This is a genomic window from Roseicitreum antarcticum (assembly GCF_014681765.1).
In the GTDB taxonomy this organism is placed as follows: Bacteria; Pseudomonadota; Alphaproteobacteria; order Rhodobacterales; family Rhodobacteraceae; genus Roseicitreum; species Roseicitreum antarcticum.
Genome location: NZ_CP061498.1, coordinates 1,382,150 through 1,400,831 on the forward strand (window position 1 = coordinate 1,382,150; position 18,682 = coordinate 1,400,831).

Annotated in this window: 24 protein-coding genes; 11 read left to right on the forward strand and 13 right to left on the reverse strand. The window is 63.5% G+C overall.

Annotated features, from left to right (window positions below; genetic code table 11):
- Window positions 1-135 precede the first annotated feature (135 nt).
- On the reverse strand, window positions 136-1,164 hold the full coding sequence (locus tag H9529_RS06605) for an RluA family pseudouridine synthase (protein WP_092888113.1): 1,029 nt from the start codon (window positions 1,162-1,164) through the stop codon (window positions 136-138).
- Here H9529_RS06605 and H9529_RS06610 point away from each other — a divergent pair.
- Entirely contained in the window at window positions 1,163-1,465 is a 303-nt protein-coding gene (locus H9529_RS06610) for a DUF6476 family protein (protein WP_092888110.1), read from the forward strand. The two genes, H9529_RS06605 and H9529_RS06610, sit on opposite strands and share 2 nt — an antisense overlap.
- 57 nt (window positions 1,466-1,522) lie before the next feature.
- On the opposite strand, the gene H9529_RS06615 is transcribed toward H9529_RS06610, so the two are convergent.
- The 6 genes from H9529_RS06615 to H9529_RS06640 all read right to left on the reverse strand — a co-directional run bounded on the left by H9529_RS06615 (window position 1,523) and on the right by H9529_RS06640 (window position 7,613).
- Window positions 1,523-2,263, reverse strand: a complete 741-nt coding sequence (locus H9529_RS06615; RefSeq protein ID WP_092888107.1) for a YebC/PmpR family DNA-binding transcriptional regulator — start codon at window positions 2,261-2,263, stop codon at window positions 1,523-1,525.
- Window positions 2,264-2,457: 194 nt separating this feature from the next.
- Window positions 2,458-2,967 (reverse strand): CarD family transcriptional regulator, encoded by a 510-nt coding sequence (locus H9529_RS06620; protein ID WP_092888104.1) that lies wholly within the window; start codon window positions 2,965-2,967, stop codon window positions 2,458-2,460.
- 282 nt (window positions 2,968-3,249) lie between these two features.
- Window positions 3,250-3,588, reverse strand: a complete 339-nt coding sequence (fdxA, locus tag H9529_RS06625; protein WP_092888101.1) for a ferredoxin FdxA — start codon at window positions 3,586-3,588, stop codon at window positions 3,250-3,252.
- A 51-nt stretch (window positions 3,589-3,639) separates the two neighbouring features.
- Window positions 3,640-4,026, reverse strand: a complete 387-nt coding sequence (locus tag H9529_RS06630) for an RNA-binding S4 domain-containing protein (protein WP_092888098.1) — start codon at window positions 4,024-4,026, stop codon at window positions 3,640-3,642.
- Between the two features lie 11 nt (window positions 4,027-4,037).
- Window positions 4,038-7,094 (reverse strand): helicase-related protein, encoded by a 3,057-nt coding sequence (locus tag H9529_RS06635; protein ID WP_092888095.1) that lies wholly within the window; start codon window positions 7,092-7,094, stop codon window positions 4,038-4,040.
- Between the two features lie 51 nt (window positions 7,095-7,145).
- Window positions 7,146-7,613 (reverse strand): tetratricopeptide repeat protein, encoded by a 468-nt coding sequence (locus tag H9529_RS06640; protein ID WP_223814320.1) that lies wholly within the window; start codon window positions 7,611-7,613, stop codon window positions 7,146-7,148.
- Between the two features lie 182 nt (window positions 7,614-7,795).
- On the opposite strand from H9529_RS06640, the gene H9529_RS06645 reads away from it, so the two are divergent.
- From H9529_RS06645 to H9529_RS06655, 3 genes are all read left to right on the forward strand, one after another.
- Entirely contained in the window at window positions 7,796-8,092 is a 297-nt protein-coding gene (locus H9529_RS06645; protein ID WP_092888089.1) for an SCP2 sterol-binding domain-containing protein, read from the forward strand.
- The gene (locus H9529_RS06650) at window positions 8,089-9,078 is read left to right on the forward strand and encodes an alpha/beta fold hydrolase (protein WP_092888086.1); all 990 of its coding nucleotides are present in this window, start codon (window positions 8,089-8,091) and stop codon (window positions 9,076-9,078) included. Before H9529_RS06645 ends, H9529_RS06650 begins: the two co-directional genes overlap by 4 nt.
- Window positions 9,079-9,276: 198 nt before the next feature.
- Window positions 9,277-9,519, forward strand: coding sequence for a hypothetical protein (locus tag H9529_RS06655; protein ID WP_092888083.1), 243 nt, complete (start codon window positions 9,277-9,279; stop codon window positions 9,517-9,519).
- A gap of 72 nt (window positions 9,520-9,591) precedes the next feature.
- Here the strand turns inward: H9529_RS06655 and H9529_RS06660 are convergent, their stop codons facing one another.
- Window positions 9,592-9,756: a hypothetical protein gene (locus tag H9529_RS06660; RefSeq protein WP_176847014.1), complete on the reverse strand. Its 165-nt coding sequence runs from the start codon at window positions 9,754-9,756 to the stop codon at window positions 9,592-9,594.
- A 221-nt stretch (window positions 9,757-9,977) separates the two neighbouring features.
- Here H9529_RS06660 and H9529_RS06665 point away from each other — a divergent pair, with 221 nt between their 5' ends.
- Window positions 9,978-10,556, forward strand: a complete 579-nt coding sequence (locus tag H9529_RS06665) for a nitroreductase family protein (RefSeq protein WP_092888080.1) — start codon at window positions 9,978-9,980, stop codon at window positions 10,554-10,556.
- A 212-nt stretch (window positions 10,557-10,768) separates the two neighbouring features.
- On the opposite strand, the gene H9529_RS06670 is transcribed toward H9529_RS06665, so the two are convergent.
- Together H9529_RS06670 and mce are read right to left on the reverse strand one after the other, a co-directional pair.
- Complete coding sequence (locus H9529_RS06670; RefSeq protein WP_092888077.1) at window positions 10,769-11,038, reverse strand: DUF1467 family protein; 270 nt, start codon at window positions 11,036-11,038, stop codon at window positions 10,769-10,771.
- On the reverse strand, window positions 11,038-11,442 hold the full coding sequence (mce, locus tag H9529_RS06675; RefSeq protein ID WP_092888074.1) for a methylmalonyl-CoA epimerase: 405 nt from the start codon (window positions 11,440-11,442) through the stop codon (window positions 11,038-11,040). Before mce ends, H9529_RS06670 begins: the two co-directional genes overlap by 1 nt.
- A 164-nt stretch (window positions 11,443-11,606) precedes the next feature.
- Here mce and H9529_RS06680 point away from each other — a divergent pair, with 164 nt between their 5' ends.
- On the forward strand, window positions 11,607-12,311 hold the full coding sequence (locus H9529_RS06680; RefSeq protein ID WP_176847012.1) for a response regulator: 705 nt from the start codon (window positions 11,607-11,609) through the stop codon (window positions 12,309-12,311).
- 51 nt (window positions 12,312-12,362) lie between these two features.
- Here the strand turns inward: H9529_RS06680 and aspS are convergent, their stop codons facing one another.
- The 3 genes from aspS to H9529_RS06695 all read right to left on the reverse strand — a co-directional run bounded on the left by aspS (window position 12,363) and on the right by H9529_RS06695 (window position 14,958).
- Window positions 12,363-14,138 carry an aspartate--tRNA ligase gene (aspS, locus tag H9529_RS06685; protein WP_092888067.1) on the reverse strand — a complete coding sequence of 592 codons (1,776 nt, stop codon included), beginning with the start codon at window positions 14,136-14,138 and terminating at the stop codon, window positions 12,363-12,365.
- Window positions 14,139-14,211: 73 nt separating this feature from the next.
- Window positions 14,212-14,496 (reverse strand): DUF3572 domain-containing protein, encoded by a 285-nt coding sequence (locus tag H9529_RS06690; RefSeq protein WP_092888064.1) that lies wholly within the window; start codon window positions 14,494-14,496, stop codon window positions 14,212-14,214.
- A 6-nt stretch (window positions 14,497-14,502) separates the two neighbouring features.
- A complete protein-coding gene (locus H9529_RS06695) occupies window positions 14,503-14,958 on the reverse strand; it encodes a type II toxin-antitoxin system RatA family toxin (protein ID WP_092888061.1) in 456 nt (151 codons plus the stop codon).
- A gap of 68 nt (window positions 14,959-15,026) precedes the next feature.
- On the opposite strand from H9529_RS06695, the gene hpt reads away from it, so the two are divergent.
- The 5 genes from hpt (at window position 15,027) to H9529_RS06720 (ending at window position 18,640) form a co-directional block, all read left to right on the forward strand.
- Window positions 15,027-15,563 carry a hypoxanthine phosphoribosyltransferase gene (gene hpt / locus H9529_RS06700; protein WP_176847010.1) on the forward strand — a complete coding sequence of 179 codons (537 nt, stop codon included), beginning with the start codon at window positions 15,027-15,029 and terminating at the stop codon, window positions 15,561-15,563.
- Window positions 15,560-15,751, forward strand: a complete 192-nt coding sequence (locus H9529_RS06705; protein ID WP_317889642.1) for a hypothetical protein — start codon at window positions 15,560-15,562, stop codon at window positions 15,749-15,751. The genes hpt and H9529_RS06705 overlap by 4 nt, the downstream gene beginning before the upstream one ends.
- A 173-nt stretch (window positions 15,752-15,924) precedes the next feature.
- Window positions 15,925-16,377 carry a c-type cytochrome gene (locus H9529_RS06710; RefSeq protein ID WP_092888056.1) on the forward strand — a complete coding sequence of 151 codons (453 nt, stop codon included), beginning with the start codon at window positions 15,925-15,927 and terminating at the stop codon, window positions 16,375-16,377.
- Between the two features lie 77 nt (window positions 16,378-16,454).
- Complete coding sequence (locus H9529_RS06715; protein ID WP_092888053.1) at window positions 16,455-17,339, forward strand: c-type cytochrome; 885 nt, start codon at window positions 16,455-16,457, stop codon at window positions 17,337-17,339.
- A gap of 134 nt (window positions 17,340-17,473) precedes the next feature.
- Window positions 17,474-18,640, forward strand: a complete 1,167-nt coding sequence (locus H9529_RS06720) for an AI-2E family transporter (RefSeq protein WP_176847008.1) — start codon at window positions 17,474-17,476, stop codon at window positions 18,638-18,640.
- The last annotated feature ends 42 nt before the right edge of the window (window positions 18,641-18,682 follow it).

Below are 18,682 nucleotides of genomic sequence, written 5' to 3' on the forward strand. Positions count from 1 at the left end.
ATCGTTTTGGTTCAGATAAGCACGCCGCTACCATCGTTCAACGACAAGCTATCCTGTATTTCTTACGAAGAGGTTAAGCAAATCCCCCGGGCTTGCCAGCGTATTTCACCAAATTCACGGCCATGTGCAGCCACGTTACCCACGCAGATCGGCGATAAGCCGTTGCATATCCTGCGGTATTTCGGCGCTGAACGACAGATCCCCGCCCGTCACCGGATGCTTGAAACCCAAGGTCGCCGCGTGCAGCGCCTGGCGGGGAAAATCGGCGCAGGCCTGCACCCCGGCGCCCAGCGTCTTTTCCGACAGCTTGCGCCGCCCGCCATAAACCGGATCGCCGATCAGCGCGTGGCCGACATGCGCCATATGCACCCGGATCTGATGCGTGCGCCCGGTTTCCAGCCAGCATTCCACCAGCGCGACCGACGGCGGGGTGCCGAAAGCCTCCAGCACCCGCGCGCGGGTCACCGCATGGCGCCCGCCGGTAAAGGTCACGGCCTGCCGCTGCCGGTCCGTGCGGTGGCGCGCCAGTTGGGTGGTGATCTTCAGGATATTCCCGGCCTCGAAATTCGTGCCGCGCACCCCGTGCAACCTGGGGTCGGCCGCGTCCGGCGCGCCGTAGACCACCGTCAGATAGCGCCGGGCAGTGCTGTGCGCCTCGAACTGCGCCGCCAGACCGTGATGCGCACGGTCGGTTTTCGCCACCACCAAAAGGCCGCTGGTCTCCTTGTCGATGCGGTGCACGATGCCGGGCCGCCGCTCACCGCCCACGCCCGACAGCGTGTCACCGCAATGGTGCAGCAGCGCATTCACCAGCGTCTGATCGGGCGAGCCGGGGGCGGGATGCACCACCATACCCGCAGGTTTGTTGATGACGATCAGGTCGTCATCCTCCCACACCACATCCAGCGCGATGTCTTGCGCCACCGTGTCCACCTCGGCGCCGTGGGTCACCGCAATCTCGATAACTTCGCCCTCGGCCACGCGGGCGCGCGGCTGGTCCAGCACCTCGGCCCCGCGCCGCACCGCACCATCCGCGATCAGCCGCATGAGGCGAGAGCGCGACAGCGCCGCGCCCTCTGGCACATCGCGGGCAAGCGCCTTATCAAGGCGGTCAGGCGGGTTCGGGCCGATCACCACCTGCACGACGGAATGAAGGTCAGACATGATGCAAAAGCTCCCGGAAAATGAAACCCCAACGGACCTGCGGTTTCTGAAACTGCTGGTCACGGCCTTGGCCGGGGTGATGATCTTGGGCGTTGTAGTGGTTGCGGCGACGCTTGTCATCCGGCTTTCGGCGCCATCGACCGCGCTGGCCCTGCCCGACCAGATCACCCTGCCCGAAGGTGTCGCGCTGCAAGCCGTCACGCTGGCGCGCGACTGGGTGGTGGTTGTGTCCGAAGCGGGCGAAATCTTGCTCTACGACCGCGCGACAGGCGGGCTGATCAACCGGGTCCGCCCCGACTGACCGGGCCCTGCCCCGCACTCGCAGGAAGCGAAGAGCGGGCGAAGTGCCCCGCCCCGCTTACAACTGCGCCATCACCTCGTCCGAGATCTCGAAATTCGCGGTGACGTGCTGCACGTCGTCGTCATCTTCCAGCGCATCGATCAGCTTCATCAACTTCTGCGCCGCATCCAGGTCCAGTTCGGTGCTGGTTTGGGGCTTCCAGACCAGCTTGGTGCTGTCCGATTCGCCCAACGCGGCCTCCAGCGCGGTCGACACCGCGTTCAGATCCGCCGCCTGACACCAGATCACATGCTCTTCATCGCCCGATTCCACATCCTCGGCCCCGGCCTCGATCGCCGCCATCATGACAGTATCGGCGTCGCCAACCGACGCCGCATAAGTGATCTGCCCCATCCGGTCGAACATGAAGGCGACCGACCCGGTTTCGCCCAGGTTGCCGCCGTTCTTGGCAAAGGTGGACCGGACGTTCGACGCGGTGCGGTTGCGGTTGTCGGTCATTGCCTCGACAATCACCGCGACGCCGTTGGGGCCATACCCCTCGTACCGGATCTCATCGTAGTTTTCCGCATCTCCGCCGATGGACTTCTTGATGGCACGGTCGATCACATCCTTGGGGACGGAAACCGACTTAGCCTCCTTCACGGCCAAGCGCAGGCGCGGGTTCTTGTCCGGGTCAGGGTCGCCCATTTTCGCGGCGACGGTGATTTCCTTGGACAGCTTGGAAAACAGTTTCGCGCGCACGGCATCCTGCCGCCCTTTGCGGTGCTGGATATTTGCCCATTTTGAATGGCCTGCCATGACCCTCTCCGTTCCAGAATGATGTTCCCCGGGCTATATGCCAACGGGCCGGGCGCGTGCAAGCCCATCCCCGGGGCCGTGCCGCGCTTTCCCCACGAAAAAACCGCACCCCATCGGGGCGCGGCTGCTGCGTCTCAAAACCGGATCACGGCGCGGGGGCCAGGATCACGGCTTTCAGGATCACGGGTTCAGGATCAGGCCGCGCGGGCTTCCAGCACGTCGCCAACCTGACGTTGCGCGCCGGCCTCATCGACACCGGATACAGCAGCGACTTCGCGCGTCAGACGCTCCAGCGCGGCTTCATAGAGCTGGCGCTCCGAATACGATTGCTCGCGCTGATCGTCGGCGCGGTGAAGGTCGCGCACGACCTCTGCAATCGCCAGCAGATCGCCCGAATTGATCTTCTGTTCATATTCCTGCGCCCGGCGCGACCACATGGCGCGCTTGACACGCGCCTTGCCACGCAGCGTCGCCAGCGCCTTGTCCACAATATCAGGGGTCGAAAGCGACCGCATCCCCACGTCCACCGCCCGGTTGGTCGGTACGCGCAGGGTCATCTTGTCTTTTTCGAACGAGATCACGAACAACTCAAGCGTCAGACCGGCGACTTCCTGTTCTTCAATCGACATGATCTTGCCGACGCCATGCGCCGGGTAAACCACAAAGTCATTGGGCCGGAATTCTGATTTCTTCAGTTTGGTCATTCGATCTTCCCCAGGTTTCGCCATAGATCAGCGACAAGAAAGCCCACGGGAAATGTCCATTTCCCGGTGGCAGATCATGTGTCAAACTGAAGTTCCGCGGGGCGAGCAAGCCGCAGAATGGCGCATATTTACGACAACGTAACGATTCTATATCACAAATTTGACCAAATTCAAAGCACCGTTTGCACCACGCCCGCGCACCAGGGCGCGATTTGCACGCGTCATGGGCGCTGTAGCGCGCCATTTGGGCCAATCGCCTTCAGGTCGTGGCACTGGTCTGCGTCAGCCGCCCTCGCCCGGGGCCTCCGAGAAATACTTGCTCAGCTTGTCCGCCTCGCCGTCGCGTTCCTCATAGCCGGGCATCGGGTCTGTCTTGGTGATGATCACCGGCCAGGCGATGGAATACTTGCGGTTGAACTCCACCCATTTGTCCATGTCCGGCTCGGTGTCCGGGCGGATCGCATCGGCGGGGCACTCAGGCTCGCAAACACCGCAGTCGATGCATTCATCGGGGTGAATGACCAGCATGTTCTCGCCTTCATAAAAGCAATCCACCGGACACACTTCGACACAGTCAGTGTATTTGCAGGCAATACAATTATCAATCACCACATAGGTCATGCGCAGGCTCTCATTCTGTCGGTTGCGGGTGACATAATCCGACCGGTCCGATCAATCAAGCGCATCTGGCTTTGGCGCGGCAAATCTTCGGCGCGCATGTTTATCAGGGCGCCCACCCGGCACCGGTTCGGGGCGCGACAGGTCCTTGGGCGGCGGCGGCGGTGATAGGTCGTCATAGAGCGCCTGCGCCTCGGGCGCGGGTCCGCGCCGGATCCCGGGGGCGACGATTCGCGCCACCCGCACCCGTTCGCCCAGCGCAAAGGTCAGAACATCGCCCGGCCCCACCAACACGGCAGGCTTGGCGACCGGCACGCCGTTCAAGCGCACCGCGCCGCCGCCGATGAACTTCGCCGCAAGGCTGCGCGTCTTCAAAAACCGCGCGTGCCACAACCATTTGTCGAGCCGGATCTTCCCGGCCCCGCCTGCCTGTTCCGCCAAAGCCCGGCCCCTCAGGTCTTGTCGCGCAACCCCATGAGGGCGGCGGCAAACGGGTTGTCAGGGTCGATCCGGTCGGGTTTGCGCGGGGCGCTGCTGGACATCGCGGGCTTGTCTGCCGGTTTGCCACGCGGACCGCCGGCATTCTGCCCCCCCTTCGGGCCGCCCTTCTTGCCGCCGAATTTATCGGACTTGCGGCCACCCTGACGCTCGCCGGGCTTGTCGCCCTGCCGATCACCAGGCGCAGTGCCGCCGCGTTCCCGGCGCGGCCCGCGCGGGCCAGCATCGGCCCCCGCTTCGGCGCCGCGCGACGCACCACCGCGATCGCCCCGGGGCGCGTTGCGGCGCGGGCGCGGAGCCCAGGTAAAGGTAAAGAACACTTCCTGCTCAGCCGGCACCTCTGCCGTATCACCAGATGCCGCGTCTTCCACCGCTGCGTCGTCACTGGGCGCGGCCTCGGCGGGTGCTACCCCATCCGGCGCAGCATCGGCGGACGCTGCGTCGGCCGAAACCGTCTCAGCCGCATCGGCCACCGGCGCGGCCGCGCTTGCCGCGTCGGCATCCGGCGCCCCATCGCCTGCAGCCGCCGCATCGGGTGCCGCAGCATCCGACGCCGCTGTATCCTGCCCGGCTGCGTCCCCTTTTGCGTCCCCGGCTGCGCCATCGCCCGACGGCGCCTCAGCCGGTTTCGCCTTCACCTTCGCGCGCTCACCGCGCTCTGCGGCATAGCCCAGGCCCTGCATCAGATCGGCGAACTGGTCCAGCGTCATGCCGGTGATCGACAGCATGTCCGCCGTCGCCTCGAACCCCGCGCGACTGTCCTTGGCACGAAGCAGATCCGCCAGCCGTTCCAGCATGTCGATCCGTATCGCCCGCGACCCTGCCGGGTGATAGCCCGCCAGCGTGTAATGGTCCCCCGGCACCTCGGGAAGGTTCGGGATCGTCACCAGACCCGGCGGCGGGCTTTCGGGAAATTCGTCCAAACCTTGCGAAAGCGAGGCCAACACCAGCCGCAGCCGTGTCGGCGCGGGCTTCAGCAGCAACGGCAGGAACACGGTGAACTGGCCAAACCGCACGCCATGCTTGCGCAACTGCCCGCGTGCCTCCTGATCCAGCGACTTGATATCTTGTGCCACCTGATCGCGCGGCAAGATCCCCAGCGCCTCGATCAACTGGAACGCCACACCGCGCGCCAGCCCCGACAGCGTCTCGTCGCGCGACATGTTCATCAACGGCTCGAACAATGCCGCCACCTTGCGGTCGATGAAATGCTGGCAGCGGCGGCGCACCTTGTCGGCCACGTCATGCCCGGCCTCTTCATCGACGAACACCTCGACCTGCGGGCGCATGCCATCGGGTCCCTTGACCAGCTTGCCCACCGCATCGGTGCCCCACATCAACCCGCCCTGTTCGGTAAAATCGAACTCGGTATCGGGCGCATTGTAGAACTTGTCGGCGCGCAGATGGAAATGCGGCGTCAGCGCCGCGACCGAGGCCTGACGCAGCGTGCGCGCCTCGTCCTGGCTGGCGGCCTTGTCCTGGCGGAACCGGAAGCCTTCCAGCCGTCCGATGAACTCGCCCTCAATCGTCACTTCGCCTTTGTCGTTCACCTCGGCCACAAGGCTCTCCTTCTGTTTCAACCGCCGCAACAGCACCGAGGTGCGCCGGTCAACAAATCGTTGGGTCAGCCGCATGTGCAACGCGTCCGACAATCGGTCTTCTACAGCGCGGGTGGTGTCGCGCCAATGATTATCGTCAGCCACCCAGTCTTTTCGTTGTGCGATATACGTCCACGTACGGATATAGGCCAGTCGTTTCGACAACGCATCAATATCGCCTTCGGTTCGATCGATCCGTGCAACATTCTGCGCCAGCCAGTCGGTGGGGATGCGGCCCGCATTGTGCAAGAAGCCATAGATCTGCGCCAGCAGCGCTGCATGTTCCGCAGGCGAGATGCCGCGGAAATCCGGCACGCGGCACACATCCCACAACAGCCGCACGTCACGCGCGTCGCGGATCAGGTCCAGCATATCGGGTTGCGCGGCCAGGGTTTTCAGCGCCACAAGGTCATCGGCATCGCGCACCCGCGTCAGCCAATCGTCGCGCGTCTGTGCCTCCAGCGACGCGATCAGCCGTGTCGTCGACCCGAATTCCAGCGCCGCATTGCGCCATTGCAGCTTGCGCACCGGCAGGAACTGGTGGTTCTCGATGGCGCCGATCACCTCATCCTCCAGCGGCCGCGCCTCGCCCGTCACGCCAAAACTGCCGGGCGTCATGTGGCGGCCTGCGCGCCCGGCGATCTGCGCCAGTTCATCGGGGTTGAGGCGGCGCATCCGCCGTCCGTCGAACTTCGATGTGGCCGAAAACGCCACGTGCTTGATGTCCAGGTTGAGGCCCATTCCGATGGCATCGGTTGCCACCAGGTAATCCACGTCACCGTTCTGATAAAGCTCTACCTGCGCATTGCGCGTGCGCGGCGACAGCGCGCCCATGACCACGGCGCAGCCGCCCTTCTGCCGGCGGATCAATTCCGCGATTGCATACACATTATCAACCGAAAACCCCACAATTGCGCTACGCGCAGGCATCCGGCTTATCTTTTTCGAACCTGTGTAGCTGAGGGTCGAGAATCGCTCCTTACGCAGGAACTGCACCCCGGGCACCTGCGCGGCAATCGCCTGCCGCATGGTATCCGACCCCATGAACAGCGTCTCCACCAGGCCGCGCGCATGCAGCAGCCGGTCGGTGAATACATGGCCGCGGTCGGGGTCGGCGCAGAGCTGGATCTCATCCACTGCGACGAAATCCGCACCGATTTCCAGCGGCATCGCCTCGACCGTGCAGACCCAATATTGCGTGCGCTCGGGCACGATCCGCTCTTCGCCCGTGACCAGCGCCACCACCGACGGGCCGCGCAGCGCGCGGATCCGGTCATAGACCTCGCGCGCCAGCAGCCGCAGCGGCAGGCCGATCACGCCGGTGCGGTGCGCCAGCATGCGCTCAATCGCGTAATGGGTCTTTCCGGTATTGGTTGGGCCCAGAACAGCCGTCGCCCTGGATTGCGCGCGCATCGTCTCTGCCCTTGTGCTCATCGCCCTTTGGCGTCGCCTTCGTACCCGTATCTACAACGAGTTGCCTTTGACCCGCAACTCCAACCGGTCGATTGCGGTTTGCAGGTCGGGCCGGTGGGGATGGATATCGCGCGCCGCCTCGAACGCGGCCAGCGCGCGGTCGTCATAGCCCAGGTCTTCCAGCATGATGCCCAGGCCCGCCAACGCGCCGAAATGCGCCGGGTTCAGCCGCAGCGCCTGGCGGATATCGGCGATAGAGGGACCATATTGCCCGGCCTGGAAATAGGCGGTGGCCCGCGCATTCCAGCCCTCCGCAAAATCAGGCGCATGATCGACAAGCGCCGTCAGATGCGCGATCGCCGCGTCCGAATCGCCTGATTGCAGCGCTGCGCGCCCGCGTTGCAACAACAGATCGGCCGAAGCCGACCCCGATTGCGACCAGCGCCGGACGATCTGCCGTTCGATCCGCCGCCAGCGTTCCTGATCGGGCCGCGCGAGGTCTTCCAGAAGGGAGTCCACTGTCGCAGGCCCGGTTTCGGAAGGCGAAGGGGCCTGTGCGCTCAAGGCCCCCGGCCCAAGGCCGATCACCAAAACGAGTACAAACCGTAGGTTGAGAAGTTGCGAATATCTGCCCATAACCAGACAATAGACGAGGTGCGCCCGAAATCCACACCCCGCGCATCACAAAGAAGGTATTCTGCATGACAGACATTCTGGACCACGCCGTGAAGGCGATGGAAGCCAAGATCCGGGGCACATTCGACGGCTCTGCCAAATTCGTGATCGGGGATGAAGGCGCGATCGTGCTCGACAGCAAAGGCGTGCGCCGGTCGGATGAGGCGTGCAAGGTCACGCTGACGGCATCGGTCGCCACCTTTCGCGCGCTGCTCGACGGCAAGTTGAAGCCCACCACGGCCTTCATGACCGGCAAGCTGAAAGTCGATGGCGACATGGGCATGGCGTTGAAGCTCGGCTCAGTTCTGGGCGGAAAGCCGTGACACAGCGGCAGGCCAGCAGCACACTCGGCACGGCCTCCCTGACGCAGGCGCCGCTGCTCGATGATCTGGGGCCGCTGCCGCCGGGTGGGCGGGCGCGCTGGATCAGCGCGGATGATGGCGTGCGGCTGCGGGTCGCCCATTGGCAGGGCACGCGTGGTCATATCCTGATTCTGCCAGGACGCACTGAATACATTGAGAAATATGGCCATGTTCTGATGTATCTGGCCCGCCACGGCTGGGGTGCCTCGGTGATCGACTGGCGCGGTCAGGGCCTGTCGGACCGGCTGTTCAGCGACCGCCTTGTGGGTCATGTAGACAGTTTCGCCGCCTATCAACGCGACCTTGATGCGTTCATCGCGGCGGCCCGGCCCTTCGCCGACCGGCCCTTTGCGATCTGCCATTCGATGGGCGGCTGCATCGGCTTGCGCGGATTGATGCGCGGTTGGGCGCCGGCTGCCGTTGCCTTCAGCGCGCCGATGTGGGGGCTGCCCGTGCCCGGTCACATGCAACTGGCCGCGCGCGTGCTGGGCCGCATCTCACCGCTTTTGGGCGGTGCCACCAGCTATGCACCCGGCACCGGGCCTGACTTTGGCCTGCGAACAATGGTGTTTGATTCCAACGTCTTGACCAGCGACCGCGCGCAATTCGAACGCCTGCACACGCATCTGCGCCTCCACCCCGATCTGGAAATCGCGGGGCCCAGCATTGGCTGGACTGCGGCAGCGCTGCGCGAAATGGCCGAACTTGCGCGACTGCCCAGTCCGACCTGCCCGGCCTTCTGCGCTGTGGGCCGGTTGGAAAAGGTCGTGTCGGCCCCCGCCATCGCCGCCCGCATGGCGCGCTGGCCGCTGGGGCAGATGCACCACTATCCCCGCGCGGAACACGAGATCATGATGGAAACCACTGCCACCCGCGAGGATTTTCTGGCCCGCGCGATGACACTTTTCACACATGGCGGCGGGACAGTCACGGCGAACGATCCGTAGGCAATTAAAAATTTCTCGTCTTGAAACAGCACAATACAGCCGCTTTTGACTTGAGCACCCTGACCGCCCCTGTGCGCACAATGCCACAAACCGAACACCGGCGCCAAAGCCCGGTCTAACACCGCCTTGCAGCGCGTCACTGCCGGTAGCGCCGAAAATTCCTGTCGCATTGTTGCAAAAATGCGTTATCCTTTGCGCATGTTTAGCATTGAACACGAATTCGACGCCACAATCATCACCCTTGTGGATGAGGGGGCGGATAACGGCACGCCGCTGCTGGAAGACGTGATCGTCAGCAGTTTTGAGGATTGCATCACGCTCGCGCAATACGATGCCCGCACGGATCAGTCGCGCATCATCACCCTCTCGATGTCGCAGGCCCGCGACCTTGCGGCGGCGTTGAACCTGCCCGAAGGCGTGTACCGGATCAACAAGCCCTGAGCGTCCGCCACAAAACCTGCCAAAAACCGGTCCTGGCCGCCCCCTTCAGCCGTTGCTCATGTTTAAGGCGCGCTAAAACGCGTTGCGCCGCGTCTTCGTGGATCTGGGCGAAACGCTCAGCGGTTCGCGGAAAGTCTTGGCGCACAGGTCGTCTTTGAGGGCGGAGGTTTCGCCCATCAGCACATACCCCATTGGCCCGCCAGTGCCTGACTGAAACCTGCGAGAAAGCGCAGCCATTGGCAGCCGCCTTTCCAGCGAAGGCGCAAGACATGGGGCTATCGCGCCGCCGCACCACGCGATAAGATGAGGCGACAGCCAGACCTGCGGGCATTGCGGCCAAACCCTAATCGACCAACGCCATGTTGGTTTCTTGAAGTGTTCAGCCAAAGTGAGCCAAAGATCAGCCATCGCATGTTCAGAAATCACCATTCCTAAAATAGCCCGAAAGGACTTCGCCGATGACTGCCCCCCAATCTGCTGTCATGGAGTTTTTGCTGACCCGCCGCTCCCGCCCGGCCAAACTGTTGCACGCCCCTGTGCCCGATCGCGCCGCGCTGCGCCCGATCCTGACCGCTGCCGCCCGCACCCCCGATCATGGCAAACTGGTGCCCTGGCGCTTCATCGTGCTGGAAAAACCGACGCTCACCAAACTGGCCGCGCTCACCACCGATCTGGCGCAGGCGCGGGATCTGCCCGAAGATCAGACCGCCAAGGCCGTGTCGCAATATGCCGATGCCGATCTGGTGGTCGCGGTGATCGCCGCCCCGCAGCCTTCCGAAAAAGTGCCCGCGCTGGAACAGACGCTGTCTGCCGGAGCGGTGTGCCTGGCGCTGCTCAACGCCGCGCTGGCCTCGGGCTGGGGGGCGAACTGGCTCAGCGGCTGGACCAGCCATGACCCGGAATTTACCGCGCGCGGGCTGGGCCTGGAGCCGTCAGAATTCGTCGCCGGGATGATCCATATCGGCACCTGCACCACCCCGCCGCCCGACCGCCCGCGCCCCGACATCGACGCCATCACCGACTGGCGCGACGCGTGAACGCAGGCCGTTAACCAACAGGCCCCTGCGCCGTCTGCGCGCGCCCCGTTAACCACGGCAGAGCCCGTATCGGACCCATACGCTTTCCATACCAAAACCAGACGGGTTCCAGATGGCCAAAACCGCCGGTTTTCCCCGCATTAACCGATGATTCTCCCGGGCGCGGCGCACCTGCCCGCCCGGACTTGGGCGCCGGACCTGCGCGCGCCGCGTTAACGGCGCATCTGGTCGAAGAAATCGAGGTCCGTCACGCTGATGACGCCCGACATCACGATGCCGTAGATCACGCACCACAGCACGATTGCGATCACGCTGACCAGTTTGAACTTGGCTTTCAGGTTGGTCACATCGGGCGCCGAAGAGGGCGTGCCCGGCACCACTTCGCCTGCCTCACCCTGGGTGGTGACGCGGAACGGCAGCACGATGAACAGCACCATGAACCAAATGACAGCCAACAAAACGATGGCGGATGTAATGCCCATCAGACCTGCTCCAATTCAACCAAAGCGCCGTTGAAGTCCTTGGGATGCAAGAACAAAACCGGCTTTCCATGGGCGCCGGTCTTTGGCTCGCCGCTGCCCAGAATCCGTGCGCCCGCGGCTTTCAGCCGGTCGCGCGCCGCCAGAATATCCGCCACTTCATAGCAGATATGGTGGATGCCCCCGGCAGGATTTTTCGCCAGGAACCCCGCGATCGGGCTGTCCGCGCCCAGCGGGTACAAGAGTTCGATCTTGGTATTCGGGAGGGTGATGAACACCACCGTGACCCCGTGGTCCGGCTGGTCCAGCGGCGCGCCGACATCCGCGCCCAGCGTTTCGCGGTATTGCGCCACCGCCGCCTCAAGGTCGGGCACGGCGATCGCAACGTGGTTCAGGCGACCAATCATCTGGAAAACTCCCGCTTTTTGCTGGTTTTGGCGGTTATGACCGGCGACGTGCGCCCATGCAAGGGGACGAAAGCGCGCGGCTTAACCGTCGGTTAGTCAATTCGGGGTTTACTGCAAGGAAGGGCGACTCGGTCAGATCGCGCAGGCAGACAGGGGGTACATTCATGGATTTTCCGGCAGCATCCACCAATCAGGCGTCAGGCTTTCCCGGCGCGGGCCATAACCCGTTGACAGGACATACGGTTTTGCTGGTCGAAGACAGCCGCTACGCCAGCGAGGCGATGCGCCTCATGTGCCAGTACAGCGGCGGAAGGCTGCGCCGCGCCGATACCTTGCGTGCCGCTTATCGCCACCTGGCGGTCTACAGGCCCGATGCCGTCATCGTCGATCTGGGCCTGCCAGACGGTTCAGGGCTGGAATTGATCCGCGATCTGGACCGCTCGCACCAGCGCCCGGGCCGTGTCATTGCCACATCGGGGATGAATGATATGGGCGCCGCCGCGCTGGAAGCTGGGGCCGACGCGTTCTTGGCCAAACCCATCGATTCGCTTGCAGCGTTTCAGGATGCCTTTCGCGCGACGGACGATCCCATGCCCCCCGGCACCGCCACGCGCCCCGATGGCTCAGCATTCCGCCTGCGGCCCGACCGGCTGGCGCTGCGCGACGATCTGCATATGGCGGCAGACCTGCTGACCGGCCGGCAGACACCGGAGACCTTGCAATACACCACGCAATTCATCGATTCGATTGCCGTCTCGCTGCAAGATGAGGCGTTGCAGAAAGCGATCAATGCCACGCGCCACACCGGGCAACTGGGTCAGTTGCCCGACCTGCTGCGACGGCGGCTGAAGGCAGAGGCCGAGATGTAAACGCCCCCTGCATGTTGCGCCGAACCCCAAGGGTGACGCAACATGTAGATATCAGGCCTTGGGTGCCACCCGCAACGACAGGTCGCGCAACTGCTCATTCGTGGGTTCCGACGGGGCGCCCAACAACAGATCTTCGGCGCGCTGGTTCATCGGGAACATGATGACTTCGCGAATATTTGCCTCATCGGCCAGCAACATCACGATCCGGTCAATCCCGGCCGCACAACCGCCATGCGGCGGCGCACCATATCTGAACGCCTTGACCATGCCGCCGAAACGTTTGTCCACCTCTGAAGCCGGATACCCGGCAATCTCGAAAGCTTTGTACATGATGTCCGGCTGGTGATTCCGGATCGCGCCCGAGATCAGCTCATAGCCGTTGCACGCCAGATCATATTGATAACCCAATACATTCAGCGGATCGCCCGACAATGCCTCCATTCCGCCCTGCGGCATGGAAAACGGGTTGTGGCTGAAGTCGATCTTGCCGGTTTCGGGGTCTTTCTCATACATCGGAAAATCGACGATCCAGGCGAATTTGAAGCTCCCCTCGTCGATCAGGCCCAGTTCGCGCCCGATCTCGGTGCGCGCCCGTCCCGCAACTGCTTCAAACTGCGCAGGTTTTCCACCGAGGAAGAAGGCGGCGTCGCCCTCGCCCAGTCCCAGCTCCGCGCGGATCGCCTCGGTCCGTTCGGGGCCGATGTTCTTTGCCAGCGGACCCGCAGCTTCCATGCCCTCCGCACCTGCGCGCCAGAAGATATAGCCCATCCCGGGCAGCCCCTGCGACTGCGCAAAAGCATTCATCCGGTCGCAGAACTTGCGCGATCCGCCCCCGGGGGCGGGGATGGCGCGGATCTCGGTCCCGTCGTTTTCCAGCAATTTGGCAAAGATCGCAAAGCCCGAGTTGCGGAAATGTTCCGACACCACTTGCATCTTGATCGGGTTGCGCAGGTCGGGTTTGTCGGTTCCATACCACAATGCCGCATCACGGTAGGAAATCTGCGGCCAATCGGCATCGACCTTGCGACCCCCACCAAATTCCTCAAAGATACCCTGAACGACGGGCTGAATCGCAGCAAAAACATCCTCTTGCTCAACGAAGCTCATCTCCAGATCCAACTGGTAGAAATCGGTGGGCGAGCGGTCGGCGCGCGGGTCTTCGTCGCGGAAACAGGGCGCGATCTGGAAGTAACGGTCAAACCCCGCCACCATGATCAGTTGTTTGAACTGCTGCGGCGCCTGCGGCAGCGCATAAAACTTGCCCGGATGCAGGCGCGAGGGCACGAGGAAGTCGCGCGCGCCCTCGGGGCTGCTGGCGGTGATGATCGGGGTCTGGAATTCGGTAAAGCCGCTGTCCCACATCCGGTTGCGGATCGACCGCACCACGTTCGACCGCAGCATCATCTTGTTGTGCAGCCCTTCGCGCCGCAGGTCGAGGAAACGGTAGGTCAGCCTGGTTTCCTCGGGGTATTCCTGATCGCCGAAAACCGGCAACGGCAGTTCATCCGCCGCGCCCAGCACGCGCATATCGGTGATATAGACTTCAATCTCGCCCGTCGGCAGTTTCGGATTGATCATCGCCGCATCGCGCGTCTTCACCCGTCCGTCGATGGAAATCACCCATTCGGACCGCACTTTTTCCAGCGCGTCAAAGGCCGGGCTGTCGCTGTCGGCCAAGATCTGGGTAATGCCGTAATGGTCGCGCAGGTCGATGAACAGAACCCCGCCGTGGTCGCGCACCCGGTGTACCCAGCCCGACAGACGCACCGTCTGGTCTACATTGGCGGCGGTCAGTTGGGCGCAAGTATGGCTGCGATAGGCGTGCATGGGCGCGGTCCCTTCGTGTGGAAGTGTCCCGCGCGATACACCTGTTGCGGCCCGGGAAGTCAAGAGGGGCGGGTCACGTCCAATGGACCTGCTCACCGCCAGGCAGGGCCGCGCGCACCATGGCCAATTGCTCATACCGCAGGCCAACCGTGTCGCAGGCCGCGACCACCCAGGCATCGTCCATCAGCACGAAATCCAGGACCGAGCCCAGGAAGTGCGGGTCCTGTGCGCGGGCGCGCAGGTCGCCCTCGGCCAGCCCGGACGCCCCCATGAACACGCCCAAAAGGTCGTCATCCGACGCCAGCCAGCCCAGCACCTGAAGGGCAATTATCTCGGCGCGCTCTGAAGTAAGTTGCATTAAATGCTACCTTTTCGGGCCATAAAGCACCTTGGCGCGGCGTTCAAACGCGCCCACGACGCGGCGCATCGCCTCATCGAAGACCACACCGATGATACGCTGCAAGATCATGTTCTTGAATTCAAAATCCACATGAAAATCAACGATGCAGCCACCTTCAGGGGTGTCGGCGACGGTCCAGCTGGAAATCATGTAGCGAAACGGGCCGTCGATATATTCGGTATCGATATGGCTTCGTTCGGGGTACAGCGTCACGCGGCTGCCGAAGCGTTCGCGAAACACCTTGAAAGAGATGACCAGATCGGCCTCCATCACCTCGCCGCCCTCAACGGGCGTGCGCGACCGGATGCGGGCGGCAGCGGTCCAGGGCAGAAACTCAGGGTAACGCTCGACATCTGCCACCAGATCATAGATCTGTTGCGCCGAATACGGCATATGGCGGTGTTCGTGGTGTTTGGGCATGGCGTTCAGTCTTCTTTGCAGCGCGGCGCAGATGTCCTAGAGTATGGCGGAAAATGCAAGGGGCACCAATGATGCAACCAACCTATGTGATAGATCAGATGATCAGCGCCAAGTCCATCGCCGCGCGGGTCGAGGCGCTGGCGCGCGACATCACCACGCATTTCGCGGGCACCGACAAGCTGGTCGTCGTGGGGCTGTTGCGGGGGTCGTTCATCTTCATCGCCGATCTGGTGCGCGAGCTTGACCTGCCGGTCGAGGTCGATTTCCTGGAGGCCTCCAGCTATGGCGACGCAATGCATTCGTCGCGCGAGGTGCGTATTCTCAAGGACTTGCGCGGCGAGATCGCCGGGCGCGACGTACTGGTGGTGGAAGACATCGTCGATACCGGCTTCACGCTGCATCACGTTGTGCGGCTGCTTTCGGCGCGCGACCCTGCGCGGATTGAGGTGTGTGCGCTGCTCGACAAACCTTCGCGCCGCGAAGTGGACATCCGCGCCACCTGGACCGGCTTTGAAATTCCGGACGAATTCGTTGTGGGCTACGGCATCGACTATGCGCAACGCAACCGCAACCTGCCCTATATCGGCAAGGTACGCATGACGTGATCGGGCTGCACTGGCTGCTGCGGATGCGGCAATGGGCGCAGCATCCGCCGCCGGCGCGCGTGGTTTACGGTGTGCTGGCCATCATTGCGCTGTGCGCGGCGCTTTATGGCATAGAGCTGATCTGGGGCTGGCCCGCCGCGCTGACGCCGAACGGCGGCGGGCTGCGGCGCGGCGTGACGGGCATGTAACGCGACCCGGCATCACCCGCGTAAAACATTCGCAGATCCGTCATCCAGCGCGCTGCAAACGCGCCCATATGGCCGTCCTCACGATAATGCTATGCGCTGCGCGCCACCCGGGACTTGCGCGATTGGGTCAGTTCAGTACCGTGATCCATGTATTGTGTCGAAGGAAAGTACCCATGAAATTCACTCGCTTACTTGCCGTTACTGCCGTTGCCGCCACCACCGCGACCATGGCAATCCCGGACGAGGCCACCATCGGCGCGCGTCAGGGCCAGTTCAAACTGTTCTCCCACAACCTCGGGGTGCTGGGGGGCATGGCACAGGGCCGGATGGACTATGACGCCGAAGTAGCGCAGACCGCCGCCGACAACCTGTTCCATCTGAGCCGCCACGACCAATCGCGCCTGTGGCCCGAAGGTACCGACACGATGAGCGTGGAGGGCACCCGCGCCCTGCCAGCCATCTGGGAGGATTTCGATGATTTCGCTGCGAAATTCACGTCCTTTCAGGAAGCTGCCGTTGCCACGCAGGCCGTTGCGGGCGACGGGCTGGACGCGATGCGCGGCGCGCTCGGGCCGCTGGGCGCCGCCTGCGGCGCCTGCCACGACACCTACCGCGAAGCGCGCTGAGCACGCACAATCCGGCCCGGCGCTGGCACCATAGCCTGCGGCGGGCTTTATTCCCTCTTCATACCGGACCGTTTCACATGCGCACATTCCTCGTTTCAACGGCAGTGATCGCCATTGCCGTCGCGGGCGCAGGCCTGTGGATCAGCCGCCCAAAGCCAGTGGATGCGGCCAGTTTTGCCAGCCTTACCCCTGACGCTGCGCGGGGTGAGGCGGTGTTCCACGCGGCCGGGTGCGCCAGTTGCCACGCCGCACCCGGTGCCGAGGGCGAGGATAAGCGCGTGCTGGCGGGCGGGCAGCGCTTTGCCTCGGAATTCGGTACTTTCATCGCCCCCAACATCAGCCCCGACCCCGCGCAGGGGATCGGCGACTGGTCGCGGGAGGATTTCGCCAATGCGGTGATGCGCGGCGTCTCGCCCGGGGGGCAGCATTACTACCCCGCCTTCCCCTACACCGCCTATCAGAACGCCACGCCGCAAGATATCGCCGACCTCTACGCCTACATGATGGGCCTGCCCGCAAGCGACGCCCCAAGCGCTGCCCATGAGATCGCTTTCCCCTACAACATCCGGCGCGGGGTCGGCCTGTGGAAGGCGGTCTACATGACCCGCGACTGGCACATGACCGATCCGGCAAGCGACGCCGAAGAACGCGGCCGCTACCTTGTCGAGGCACTGGGACATTGCGCCGAATGCCACACGCCGCGCACCGCCCTAGGTGGGCTGGACCGCGACAACTGGATGGCAGGCGCGCCCAACCCGTCGGGGCGGGGCCGCATCCCCGACATCACTGCTGCGGGCCTTGGCTGGGGCGCGTTCGACATTGCAGCCTATCTGGAAAGCGGCTTCACCCCGGATTTCGACGTGGTGGGCGGCAGTATGGCCGAGGTGGTCGAAAATTTCGCCCGCCTGCCTGCCAGCGACCGCGAGGCCGTGGCCGCCTATCTTTTGCGCGCAGGCGAATAACCCGCCGCCCCGCCCCATGCAGCGTCATGAATTTTTCCCTAAACAGGCTAACAAGATCGCGTTCTTGTGGGTATGGTAAGGGGACTTTCACGCCGCCCGCCCGCTAGATGCGACAGCCCATTGGAATCGCGCAGATGACCGACACCCACCGCTCCATCAGCCCGCTGCGGCTGACCTTTGGCGAGAAGTTCCATCTTCAGACATGGATGATCGGGATCATTTCCTTTGCGGTTGTCCTGTTTTTGCTGGTGCAGGCAAAGTTCATCCTGATTTCGCTGGCGATTGCCATCATCCTGTTTTCACTGACTTCCGACGCGATCAACTCGATCTCGCGGCTGCGGTTCGGCAAGGTGGGCATCACCAACTGGGTGGCCAGTATTGCGGCGGTGCTGCTGATCGCATCGGCCCTGCTGACGCTGTCGGGGATCGTGGTGCTGCAGGTCAATACCGTGCTCAGCACGACGCTGCTTTATGCGGATCAGGCGCAGACGGCGCTGGCGCAGCTGTTTTCATTCCTCGGTGAGGATGTGGAAGAGGCGATTCTCGCCTCGATCCGCTCGATCCAGATTTCGGGCTACCTGCGCTCGGCCGCCGGGCAGGCAGGCAGTTTCGTATCGGCCACGGTGCTGGTGATCCTGTTCGTCGGCTTCCTCTTCGCCGAGCGGATCTGGTTCAACACCAAGCTGGAAAACCTGTTGCAAGACAAGGCGCAGGCCGTACGGATCAGCGCGATCATCGGGTCGATCATCCGGCGGGTAAACCGCTACCTGCTGGTGAAGACCGGGGTCAGCGCCGTGACCGGCATCGCGGTTTTCGCGATCATGAGTGTTTTCAACCTGGAATTCGCCGCTGCCATGGGGCTGTTTGCCTTCGTGCTGAACTACATCCCATCCGTCGGGTCGATCATTGCGACGCTGATCATCACCATGGTGGCGTATATTCAGGTGCCCGAACCGGCGATGGCCCTGTTGATCTTCGTCTTGGTGGGCATGACGCAATTCGTGTTCGGCAACGTGATCGATCCGATGCTGATGGGCCGGACGCTGCGTCTGTCATCCTTCGGCATCATCATCTCGCTGGCCTTCTGGGGTGCAGTCTGGGGCATTCCGGGGATGTTTCTGGCGGTGCCCTTCATGGTGGCACTGATGATCGTGTGCTCGCATATCCCATCAGCGCGGCCCGTGGCGATCCTTCTGTCTCGTGAGGGGTTGCCCGAACGCGACATGGACGCGCCAGAGACCGCCGCCGATACCGGAACCGTTGCAGCGCCGCAGGTGGACCACCGGCGCGTGATCGGCTGAAGCCTGCGCACGCCTGTGCCTTGCCTGCGCTCCCGGCCCCCG

What these genes read in the sequence shown, in the direction of transcription:
- mce (WP_092888074.1), bottom strand. Translation starts at nt 11,442, where the DNA reads ATGATTGGTCGCCTGAACCACGTTGCGATCGCCGTGCCCGACCTTGAG.
- aspS (WP_092888067.1), bottom strand. Translation starts at nt 14,138, where the DNA reads ATGCACGCCTATCGCAGCCATACTTGCGCCCAACTGACCGCCGCCAAT.
- H9529_RS06605 (WP_092888113.1), bottom strand. Translation starts at nt 1,164, where the DNA reads ATGTCTGACCTTCATTCCGTCGTGCAGGTGGTGATCGGCCCGAACCCG.
- H9529_RS06665 (WP_092888080.1), top strand. Translation starts at nt 9,978, where the DNA reads ATGACTGCCCCCCAATCTGCTGTCATGGAGTTTTTGCTGACCCGCCGC.
- H9529_RS06720 (WP_176847008.1), top strand. Translation starts at nt 17,474, where the DNA reads ATGACCGACACCCACCGCTCCATCAGCCCGCTGCGGCTGACCTTTGGC.
- H9529_RS06655 (WP_092888083.1), top strand. Translation starts at nt 9,277, where the DNA reads ATGTTTAGCATTGAACACGAATTCGACGCCACAATCATCACCCTTGTG.
- H9529_RS06695 (WP_092888061.1), bottom strand. Translation starts at nt 14,958, where the DNA reads ATGCCCAAACACCACGAACACCGCCATATGCCGTATTCGGCGCAACAG.
- H9529_RS06610 (WP_092888110.1), top strand. Translation starts at nt 1,163, where the DNA reads ATGATGCAAAAGCTCCCGGAAAATGAAACCCCAACGGACCTGCGGTTT.
- H9529_RS06690 (WP_092888064.1), bottom strand. Translation starts at nt 14,496, where the DNA reads ATGCAACTTACTTCAGAGCGCGCCGAGATAATTGCCCTTCAGGTGCTG.
- H9529_RS06635 (WP_092888095.1), bottom strand. Translation starts at nt 7,094, where the DNA reads ATGCGCGCGCAATCCAGGGCGACGGCTGTTCTGGGCCCAACCAATACC.
- hpt (WP_176847010.1), top strand. Translation starts at nt 15,027, where the DNA reads ATGATGCAACCAACCTATGTGATAGATCAGATGATCAGCGCCAAGTCC.
- H9529_RS06645 (WP_092888089.1), top strand. Translation starts at nt 7,796, where the DNA reads ATGACAGACATTCTGGACCACGCCGTGAAGGCGATGGAAGCCAAGATC.
- H9529_RS06620 (WP_092888104.1), bottom strand. Translation starts at nt 2,967, where the DNA reads ATGACCAAACTGAAGAAATCAGAATTCCGGCCCAATGACTTTGTGGTT.
- H9529_RS06710 (WP_092888056.1), top strand. Translation starts at nt 15,925, where the DNA reads ATGAAATTCACTCGCTTACTTGCCGTTACTGCCGTTGCCGCCACCACC.
- H9529_RS06715 (WP_092888053.1), top strand. Translation starts at nt 16,455, where the DNA reads ATGCGCACATTCCTCGTTTCAACGGCAGTGATCGCCATTGCCGTCGCG.
- H9529_RS06615 (WP_092888107.1), bottom strand. Translation starts at nt 2,263, where the DNA reads ATGGCAGGCCATTCAAAATGGGCAAATATCCAGCACCGCAAAGGGCGG.
- H9529_RS06660 (WP_176847014.1), bottom strand. Translation starts at nt 9,756, where the DNA reads ATGGCTGCGCTTTCTCGCAGGTTTCAGTCAGGCACTGGCGGGCCAATG.
- H9529_RS06680 (WP_176847012.1), top strand. Translation starts at nt 11,607, where the DNA reads ATGGATTTTCCGGCAGCATCCACCAATCAGGCGTCAGGCTTTCCCGGC.
- fdxA (WP_092888101.1), bottom strand. Translation starts at nt 3,588, where the DNA reads ATGACCTATGTGGTGATTGATAATTGTATTGCCTGCAAATACACTGAC.
- H9529_RS06670 (WP_092888077.1), bottom strand. Translation starts at nt 11,038, where the DNA reads ATGGGCATTACATCCGCCATCGTTTTGTTGGCTGTCATTTGGTTCATG.